The sequence below is a fragment of the Clostridium sp. DSM 8431 genome, assembly GCF_900116755.1.
Lineage (GTDB): Bacteria > Bacillota > Clostridia > Clostridiales > Clostridiaceae > Clostridium.
In genome coordinates this window covers 1-9,117 of sequence record NZ_FPBY01000139.1, presented here as the reverse complement: position 1 = coordinate 9,117, position 9,117 = coordinate 1, and the positions used below count along the sequence as shown (strand labels likewise).

General features: G+C 29.6%; 7 protein-coding genes and 1 pseudogene. 1 reads left to right on the top strand and 7 read right to left on the bottom strand.

Annotated features, from left to right (window positions below; all coding sequences use genetic code 11):
* Positions 1–90: 90 nt before the first annotated feature.
* The 7 genes and pseudogenes from BM384_RS17735 to BM384_RS12870 form a co-directional block, all read right to left on the bottom strand.
* The gene (locus tag BM384_RS17735; protein ID WP_175537377.1) at positions 91–321 is read right to left on the bottom strand and encodes a hypothetical protein; all 231 of its coding nucleotides are present in this window, start codon (positions 319–321) and stop codon (positions 91–93) included.
* A 320-nt stretch (positions 322–641) separates the two neighbouring features.
* Positions 642–2,036, bottom strand: a complete 1,395-nt coding sequence (locus BM384_RS12890; RefSeq protein WP_242946033.1) for a hypothetical protein — start codon at positions 2,034–2,036, stop codon at positions 642–644.
* Complete coding sequence (locus tag BM384_RS18285; protein ID WP_242946032.1) at positions 1,987–2,391, bottom strand: hypothetical protein; 405 nt, start codon at positions 2,389–2,391, stop codon at positions 1,987–1,989. Before BM384_RS18285 ends, BM384_RS12890 begins: the two co-directional genes overlap by 50 nt.
* The gene (locus tag BM384_RS12885; RefSeq protein WP_090014200.1) at positions 2,391–4,145 is read right to left on the bottom strand and encodes a hypothetical protein; all 1,755 of its coding nucleotides are present in this window, start codon (positions 4,143–4,145) and stop codon (positions 2,391–2,393) included. Before BM384_RS12885 ends, BM384_RS18285 begins: the two co-directional genes overlap by 1 nt.
* Positions 4,146–4,328: 183 nt before the next feature.
* Positions 4,329–4,478 (bottom strand): annotated as a pseudogene (locus tag BM384_RS12880) (winged helix-turn-helix transcriptional regulator); the annotation flags it as partial.
* A gap of 272 nt (positions 4,479–4,750) precedes the next feature.
* The gene (locus BM384_RS12875; RefSeq protein WP_090014196.1) at positions 4,751–6,052 is read right to left on the bottom strand and encodes a 2-hydroxycarboxylate transporter family protein; all 1,302 of its coding nucleotides are present in this window, start codon (positions 6,050–6,052) and stop codon (positions 4,751–4,753) included.
* A 43-nt stretch (positions 6,053–6,095) separates the two neighbouring features.
* A complete protein-coding gene (locus BM384_RS12870) occupies positions 6,096–7,724 on the bottom strand; it encodes a malolactic enzyme (protein ID WP_090014195.1) in 1,629 nt (542 codons plus the stop codon).
* Positions 7,725–7,923: 199 nt separating this feature from the next.
* Here BM384_RS12870 and BM384_RS12865 point away from each other — a divergent pair, with 199 nt between their 5' ends.
* Positions 7,924–8,808 carry a LysR family transcriptional regulator gene (locus BM384_RS12865; protein ID WP_090014193.1) on the top strand — a complete coding sequence of 295 codons (885 nt, stop codon included), beginning with the start codon at positions 7,924–7,926 and terminating at the stop codon, positions 8,806–8,808.
* The last annotated feature ends 309 nt before the right edge of the window (positions 8,809–9,117 follow it).

The window sequence follows — 9,117 nt, the reverse complement described above, 5'->3', positions numbered from 1 at the left end:
AGGTACAAAAGATACCAGGAAATTTGAGTGATATAGAAATCTCGGCTTTTCGAAGCCTTGATATATAAGGGTTAAGAAATATGATTAACCCTATTCTATACCTAAAAATTCAGCTAATTCTTTATCATCTTTTATTATAGGAAGTCCAATTTCCTTTAATTTTTCAATATTTGTATCTTTTAAAAACAAGGCATTAGAATATCCTCTTCCTATATAAACAATGTTTTCACTTTTATACTTTTTCCATTCCCTAGACTTATTCTCTTTCTCTACTTTTCTAAGTTTTTTTATTTCTTTACGTCTTTCAATAGATTCCTTCATTATAGTCTGAGATACATCTTTTCTTATTTTTTCATAATCCCAAGTATCATCATACTTTTTTTGAAGCTCTCTAAGCTTTAAATTTATATCTTCTTTTTCTTTATAAAGATTATTTATCTCTTTTATAATTTTTTCATACTCATTAAAAAGTTCTTTTCTCTTTTTATACTCTTCTGGAGTTTCATTCTTCTGTTTTTCATATGGTGTAGGTAAATTCTCAGGTCAAAATCCATACTCTTGCATCTTGAGCAAGGTAAATTCTTTTTTACCCATAGAATTCACAGCATCTCTATAATCTTTTTTATTATCTATATTATCCATCATAGTAATTTCTCCATTATATCGTTAATTTTATATTCTCTTCCCTCTTCAAGATCAAGCTTTAAAAACTTTCTAGAAATCAAATATAATGCCAGGATATGATCACATGGCTCTGAGATGTTTCCTGCACCCTTTTTAAATGTTTTACAATCACACTTAACCTTTGTTATAGCACCATCTTTATCAATACTAAGTTCAGTTTTAGTATCATCATATTCACGACTAAAGTCATCAGTTCTATAATATGCCCATTTTCCTTTCTTAGGATTTGGAGTCTTCATTGAATGAGTAAATACATACTCTCCCTCTTCATTTACAGCTATTTTAAAATTATCAAGACCTTCTTTTAAATGTGCTTGTACCTTTAATTCAACTTCTGTAGTTTCATACATTTCTTTTGGAAGCTCTTTACTTATTAATCTTCTAAATCTAACTTTATCTACTATAGGGTCATAATAAGCCTCACCTTTTTTTAATAGCATTCCTATACCTGCTTTGCACATAGACTTAGAATCATCACAAAGTTTAGCATATATTTCATCAATAGATAGGGCTCTCTCTTCTTTTAAAAGATTATAAACCTTAGGATAATTTCCTTCTCCAATGAACCCCCCCATAATATTAAAGGATGTTCCCTTAACCCAGTCATTAGAAGACCATGAAGTAAAGCCAACAGTCATTTTCATAGTTCCCATATCTGCCACTATAAATTGAGGCATACCAAAGCCTAAAAGTCTTACCTTAAAAGATTTTGCTAAAGGAATTATCTTTTCCATAGTAAGCCATCTTCTTCTACCCCATATTTTTTCTTCTCTTTCCTTTTCTCCTTTATATATTGAGTTAAGTGTAAGAACTTCTTTAAATGGTTCGAATAATATTTTTATATTCTCTCCTGGTTTAAGTATCCACTTCATATAACGTGGACTTTCCTTAGCCTTATGTCTTCTTAAAAAAGAACAAATGTCATACATATCAGCACTTGTAATCTCTACATCTATTCCTTCTAAGCTTGCAGCAGCTGATACTTGATTAAATCCTTTTATCCAAGTTTCAGGAAGATCTATTTTCTTTTCAAAGTATTCAGGCATAACACCACTTTCTGCAACAAAGCCTCCTGGATTAACAGATAATTTAACTTCATTATACGTTCTAAATCTTTCAATTTTCTTTGAAAGTTTATAGCTAAAATCAATGTTAGTAGTCCCAAGCTTAGGCTCTTCTAAAAGCTCAAACTCATCCATATCTATAGAAAGACATCCATAAGTAGATTCATCAATAGAAAAACCTTCAAAGGAAACTTGATCTTTATGTACTGTTATAACTGGATCTAGCACAAACCATAAATCATGGTCTCTGTCTTTTATAAACTTCCAAAATTCCTTTTCTAATTTCATGTAGATCTTGTATTTTCTCATCCTGCTTTTTTATATCCATTACAAGATTATTCATACTTTCTTTCAGTTCATCTCTAACCTGTGGCATGTACTCTTTATGAGTTAAAATTCTTCTTTCAATTTCTCCTTCCAGCCACTGAAAAAATTCAACTCTTTCTTTCTTTTTTTGAGTAGTATCAGAAATTACTATTTCTCTAAGCATAAGCATAGCATCTCTAAATATAAGAGGATGTTTAAGCTTTCCTAAAAATGATACTTTTTCATCTCTACTTAAATCTGTGCTTAAACCAAGTATAGTATTTGAGCTGTTTCTAGAACACATTGAAGGACTTGCATAATTATATTTAATCTTCATTATACAGCTAACTCCTTTCTTATTTTTGCTAAGGTAACTAGTGCTTTTTCCCTATCCTTTATTATGTTAGATGCTCCCATATTAAGACAAAGATTCTCTACATCTTCTCTCATTTCAGGATATTTTAATGCAAAACTATATAGTGCTTCATATATGTCATCTTTATTCTTACGTACTTTATTAGGTAAAAGTAATAAGGTCTTAGCATAATACATAAATAATTCCTTATTGCCTTTAGCTAAAGTTTTTAATATACTATCTGTTTTACCAGATATAAATGCTTTAACTTCTGGTGACGTATGTTCCATCATACACATAACAAAATCTACAGGTATATATTCTCCATAGATTCTTTTAAGTTCTTCTAATCCAAACTTATATACTTTCTCTACTGGTGAATCTATGATAACTTTATGCATTTTAATTTTCTGCTCTTCATCCATGCTCCAAAATACTCTCTTAGCTCTTTCATTCAGCATTTCAATATCACTTTCTAGGAATATTAATAAAGTAGAAAGTCTGTCTTTTAATTCTTTTTCATTAATATCTATTATTTCGAATAATGTTTTTATTGTTTTTGAAGCCCCTGTTTCTAAAATTTCTATCATTACAGAATCTGATGGTATGCTATCTTGTAATATTGAAGAAACAATATTAATTATTATGTTAAATTTGTTACTTAATTTTAAAGATAAACTATTACTTAGCTTAGCCTTTTTTATTTCATCATAAGATAATATAAAAATAACCTCTTCTAAATAGTTCTCTAAAACCTTAGACATTGAACCCTTTTGTAAAATCTCATTTAATGTATAATTTAAATTTTCTATTCTTTCTTCTTCTGAAATTTCAAGAATTCTTTTTACTGACTGAGATAAAGCATCTGTAATTTCCTTTGGCATATCTACATTACTAAATCTATCTTCTGAATCAATCATAGCCTTTACAAACTCAAAGTAGTCTTCTGTTTTAATTTCTTTAATACACTTGCATATGTAGCTTGTCCATCTATCTATATTATTAATAAACATAAGTTCAACAATATGTTTTTCTGTAAGATGTCCATTACAGCTATCATAGTATTCTTCAGCCATTACTATAAGCTCTTCATTATCACTATCCATTAAAGCTTTCATTATATTAAAATCAAACTTTTCTTCCTTAGATAGTCTATCTTTAAGCTTTTCTTTAAACATCTTTGCTAAAGGTTCATAAGAAGCCATAGTTAATTTAATAATTTCTTCATAGCTCATTTTCTCAATTAATTCATTAATCTTGCTAGATTCCTTTAAAATAAAATAACATGCTTTATAAACATTACTTATTTTTGCATTTAAAGCTATGTATAGTACATCTTCTAAATGGTCATCCCAAATTTCCTTATTACACTCATATCTTCCTTCAAGCTTTAAAAGCTGATCATTACTCATCCAATTAAATCTTTTTTGCCAGTTATACCAATCTCCCTTTGGAGGTTTCTCCTTAAAATTTGCATATAAAATATTCTTTATAAAATAATTAAATTGGAAATTACCTTTAAACTTACATAGAAAATCATCTTCTGTATAACTTGTAAATAAAGTTTTCATAACTTCTATAAACTTTTCTTTATCATTTTGTGCATAAAATTTTATTATTCTGTGGATATATTTTTTAAAATATCTTAATTCTCTACTTAACTCATTTCCTTTAAAGTAATAATGTAACCTAGGTGCATCAATATAATATGCTATCTTTCCAATAACATCTGCCATTTTATAAGCTTCTGCTTCTTGAAGTATATTCTTAAAAGCCTTTACATCAAATATAGTCCCATCATTAAAGAGGGCACTGAAAAACTTTAATTTTTTCAGTGCCCTCCTATCAACAAGTAACTTTTTTAAAATCTCTTATTGATAGATATCTTCTACAAAAACAAACCAATTAAATCAAACTAATTATTTGTTTGGTTTAATATGATCACTCCTATATTCTTCGCCCCATTGACACATATTAAGTAATATGAGCGCAAGTATTTTACCAAATTCAGTCAAAGAGTATTCAGTTTTAGGTGGAACAACAAGATATACTTTTCTTACAATTATATTAATCCTTATATTTCACTTTAACAAGAATGCACTTTTTTGAAATTTACTATTCTTTTGGTAATCTAGTACTCTTTTAGAAAGTATAAATATTTATCACTAATATTAATAATTTTGCCAAAAATAATGGGATCCATACTAATCTAATAGATTTTTATGGATCTTACTACCAAAATGAATGTAATCTTTAAAATTACCCCGTCACTCTTTATTATATTTTAAAATACCTATAAATTTATTCTTTATTTGAAGTTTGATATTCTCCTCAAACTATCTTATGAAACTAATTGAACTACAAAACCTGAAACTATTAATATAATTGCCCCACCAAGACGATTTCCCATCTGTGCAAAAGCCATTAATTCCATACGATTTGCTGCTGATAATACAGCAACATTTCCAGTTCCACCCATTGAGTTATCGCACATACCAGCTGTAATTGCTGATTCAATTGGATATAAACCAAATAGTTTTCCTACAAATGCAGAAACAACTCCTATAGTTATAACACTTACAAAGCATAAAACTATGAATTGCCAATTAAATGCTTGAACTAATACATTTAAATTTAATAATGCAATTCCTATACCAGCAAGTACTGCACTTGTTAAGTTCTTTACAATTAAATTATTGTACATACATGCTGCATCTTCATATGACTTAGGTAAAATCCTTCCTATTTTACAAATCATAACAAATATTATTATAAACGCATAAGCATGAACCTTTGGAACGAAGTAATTACCAATTTGACCTAATAAGAAGAATGTAATAGCTAACATTAATCCTACACCCATTTGTGCTATATCAGGCTTAATTGCATCTGCATTAGTAGGTGCAAAATCACCCTCTTTCATTAGTTTTCCTTCACCATTTGCCTTAGGTAATGATTTACCTAAACGAGATAATAATGCTGCACCAATTATTGCCAAAACGTTAGTCATAGCAGTAGTTGGAAGTAAACGAGATATAACGTCTGAAGCGTTCACCCCTAACGAACTTGCATATATACTTGATAATGGTACTGCACCAGCACCAACACCTCCAGCCATAGCTGGGAAAGCTATATATAAAATAGAATCCATAAATCCATATCCTATTAAATGACCAACTATTGCAACTGCAAATAATGATGCAATCATAGAAATTAAAGCTACAGGTATATAACGTACAGAAGCTTTAATTAACAAATCACGATCCATTGCAAGTATTGATCCTGTAATTAACGCAGCAATATAGAAATCTAGAAATCCCATATTACTAACAAATTTGTGAGTTGATTCTACTACACCTGCAGGTAAAATCCCAAAAGTTGCTAAAGCTGCAGATGCGAAAATTGTAAATACTGAACCACCACCTAAATAATCTTTGATTATTGGCAAGCGATTTCCAATATAGTAAAATAAATTACCTATAATAATTAAAACTGCAATAGGTCCCATCATAGATGAAGGCAATTTCCCTAAAGCAATGGCTGCAATTAATACTGCAACCATCACTAAAAATATTGGAAGAGAAACGCCTGAAATTTTTATAGAACCAAAAGATTTACTTTTAGTACTTTCATTATTTGCCATCTTATATTCTCCTCTAAAATATCATTTGTTTATATAATTTATATTATTTATATTCTGGATACCATTTTGCGCTTTCTACAGCAGATTTTGCATCAGTGATTTCTTCTCTATTTAATCCTTGTTTAACAACAGAATTAACAACTGTTTCTGCAATTTTGTGAGAGAATTCAGTAAGTTTTGATACTGGAGGTAAGATTGCTGCTCCTGGCTTATTTACGTCAACAATACCACCTAATGCATGACTTGCGTCTGATATAACTTGTTCAGTAACTCTAGTTGCTGTTGAAGCAATTAATCCAAGTCCTAATCCAGGGTACATTAATGCATTATTTGCTTGACCTATTTCGTAACTAACTCCGTTATAAACTACATTTGCTGAAGGAACTCCAGTACCAACTAATGCTCTACCCTCAGTCCATTTAATTAGATCTTCTGCCTTAGCTTCATGAAGTCTAGTAGGATTTGATAATGGCATAATGATTGGACGTTTAGTATGTGCAGCCATTTCCTTAACTATTTCTTCAGTAAATGCACCTGGTTGTGTAGATGTACCGATCATAATAGTAGGATGAATAGCCTTTACAACAGCTTCAAGTGTTGTTAATTCTTCGCTGTTTTCAAATTCACTTCTCTTACGTACAAATGGTTTTTGTCCAGGAGTTAATCCTTCAGTGTCTTCGAATAATAATCCTTGTTTATCTACTAGATAGAAATGTTTACGTGCTTCTTCTTCTGGAACACCTTGGCTAATCATTTCTCTTAAAACGATATCTGCAATACCAACTCCAGCAGTACCAGCACCGAATGTTAACATTACTTGGTCTTTAAGTTCTTCTTTTGATATGTTTAATCCACCTAAGATACCAGCAAGAACAACGATTCCTGTTCCTTGAATATCATCATTGAATGTTGTTATTTTATCTCTATATTTGTTTAATATAGTTGCTGCATTTGAACGACCAAAGTCTTCCCAGTGTAAAAGTAATTCAGGGAATAATTCTGTTGCTGCGTTAACAAATTTATCTACGAAATCATAGTATCTATCACCGTAAATACGTTCATGTCTGTTTCCAAGGTATAATGGGTTATTTAATAATTCTTTATTATTTGTTCCCGCATCAATTGAAACTGGTAAAACTTGTGAAGGGTTGATTCCTGCAGCAGCTGTATAAACCATTAATTTACCTATTGCTATATCAACACCATTAACACCCCAGTCACCCATGCCAAGTATTCCTTCAGCATCAGTAACAACGATTAAACGAATATCTCTACCATCAGCTGCATTCTTTAAGCTTTCTTTGATGTTTTCTGGTTCATCAATTGATAAGAATGCTGCATCTTGAGGTTTAACAAATAATTCGCTGTATTGTTCAATTGATTCAGCAACAACTGGATCATAAACAACTGGCATAAATTCAACTAAATGTTGACCCATTAACTTATAGAAAAGTGTACGATTTGTATTAAAAATATTCATTAAGAAAATTCTTTTTTCTAAGTCCGAAGTCTTGCTTGAATATTGAGCATAAGCTTGAGTAGCTTGTTCTTCTAATGTTTGAACAGTGCTAGGAAGCATACCAACAATACCATAACGTTCTCTTTCTTCTTTAGTAAATGCTGTTCCTTTGTTTAAAAATGGATTGTTTAGTAAATCTAATCCTTTTTTCATTTATATTTCCTCCTAAATTCTTTCACTTAGTCACTAGTATATTAACTACAACCATATTTATATAATTCCAATTTACAAAGGAAGTATACATTTGTTGATTGACATAGTCAAAATCTGTCGTTATAATAAATTTTATTTATATGAAATCAAATAAAATTAAACAATATATAGAAACATTGAAAAAAAGTAGTGTGAAAATTTGAATATTAAAGATCTTGAGTATTTTCAATTGCTAGTTCAACTTAAAAGTTTTACTAGAGTTGCAGAAAAACTTAATGTAAGTCAACCAACTGTAACATATTCCATTAAAAGGTTAGAAGAGGATTTTAGCAAAAAATTATTTATTCGTAATCAGGCCCATCATGCTGTTAGCTTGACATTAGCAGGAAAAATTTTAGCTGTTCATATAAAAAATATCTTAGAAGAACTTAACCTTGCACAAGTAGAGATTAGCAGATTGAAAGAAGAAAAAATAGAGATAGGTTTACATCCTATTATAGGACAATATTATTCAGAAAAATTTTCCAGTTCATTAACTGATAAAGATATGCATAAACACATTAATATAGTAACCAGTGGTTCACAAGAACTTTTAAGATTACTTAAAAATGGAAAAATAACTTTTTCTTTAATAGGTTCAACAGAATCTATTATTGATGAACATTTAAATACCACATTATTAGATGAAAAAAGGTTCATGATTGTTGTAAGCCCAAAACACCCTTTAGCCAATAGAAAAAGTATTAAATTTTCAGAATTAAAAGATGAGCGATTTATCACTTTTAATGAGCGTTTTGCCCATACTATCGCATTAAATAGAATATCAGTATATAATCATTTCACACCAAATGTTATATATAGAAGTAGCGACTTAACTATTTTGAAGGGAATGATAAAGCAACAGCTTGGTATTGTTTTCTTAACAGAAATTGCCGTTGACGATATGGATGGGCTAGTTAAAATTCCTTTAGAAGATACTGTTCAACCTAAGTTTTTAATTTCACTTGTTCAATCACCCCCAACAATTCCTTCAACTTCTCAAGAACTTGTGTCAAACTTAATTGAAATGGCAAAACTGAACTAATCTTAAATATAATTTTATTCAAGAATAACTTTAAGTCTTTGAGACTTTGCTATAAAAAAATAAGACGGTAAGGAAATTTTAAAACAAAATCTCTTTACTATCTTATAACTTTATTTATTATTCTTTTTACCTGTAGCTGCAAGATAAACTACAAATTCTTCTTCACCATCTAATTGTAATATCTTATCTATTGCTTCTTGATCATATATACCAATGGCACATACACCAATATCTACTGATTCGGATTAACCCCTTTATATTGGACAAAATCTATTAAATTCTAAGTTTTTCTCAATTTTATATCTTTAT

Excerpts from the sequence above, each read along its gene's own strand:
- BM384_RS12875 (WP_090014196.1), bottom strand. The coding sequence starts at position 6,052 with ATGGCAAATAATGAAAGTACTAAAAGTAAATCTTTTGGTTCTATAAAA.
- BM384_RS12890 (WP_242946033.1), bottom strand. The coding sequence starts at position 2,036 with ATGAAATTAGAAAAGGAATTTTGGAAGTTTATAAAAGACAGAGACCAT.
- BM384_RS12870 (WP_090014195.1), bottom strand. The coding sequence starts at position 7,724 with ATGAAAAAAGGATTAGATTTACTAAACAATCCATTTTTAAACAAAGGA.
- BM384_RS17735 (WP_175537377.1), bottom strand. The coding sequence starts at position 321 with ATGAAGGAATCTATTGAAAGACGTAAAGAAATAAAAAAACTTAGAAAA.
- BM384_RS18285 (WP_242946032.1), bottom strand. The coding sequence starts at position 2,391 with ATGAAGATTAAATATAATTATGCAAGTCCTTCAATGTGTTCTAGAAAC.
- BM384_RS12885 (WP_090014200.1), bottom strand. The coding sequence starts at position 4,145 with ATGGCAGATGTTATTGGAAAGATAGCATATTATATTGATGCACCTAGG.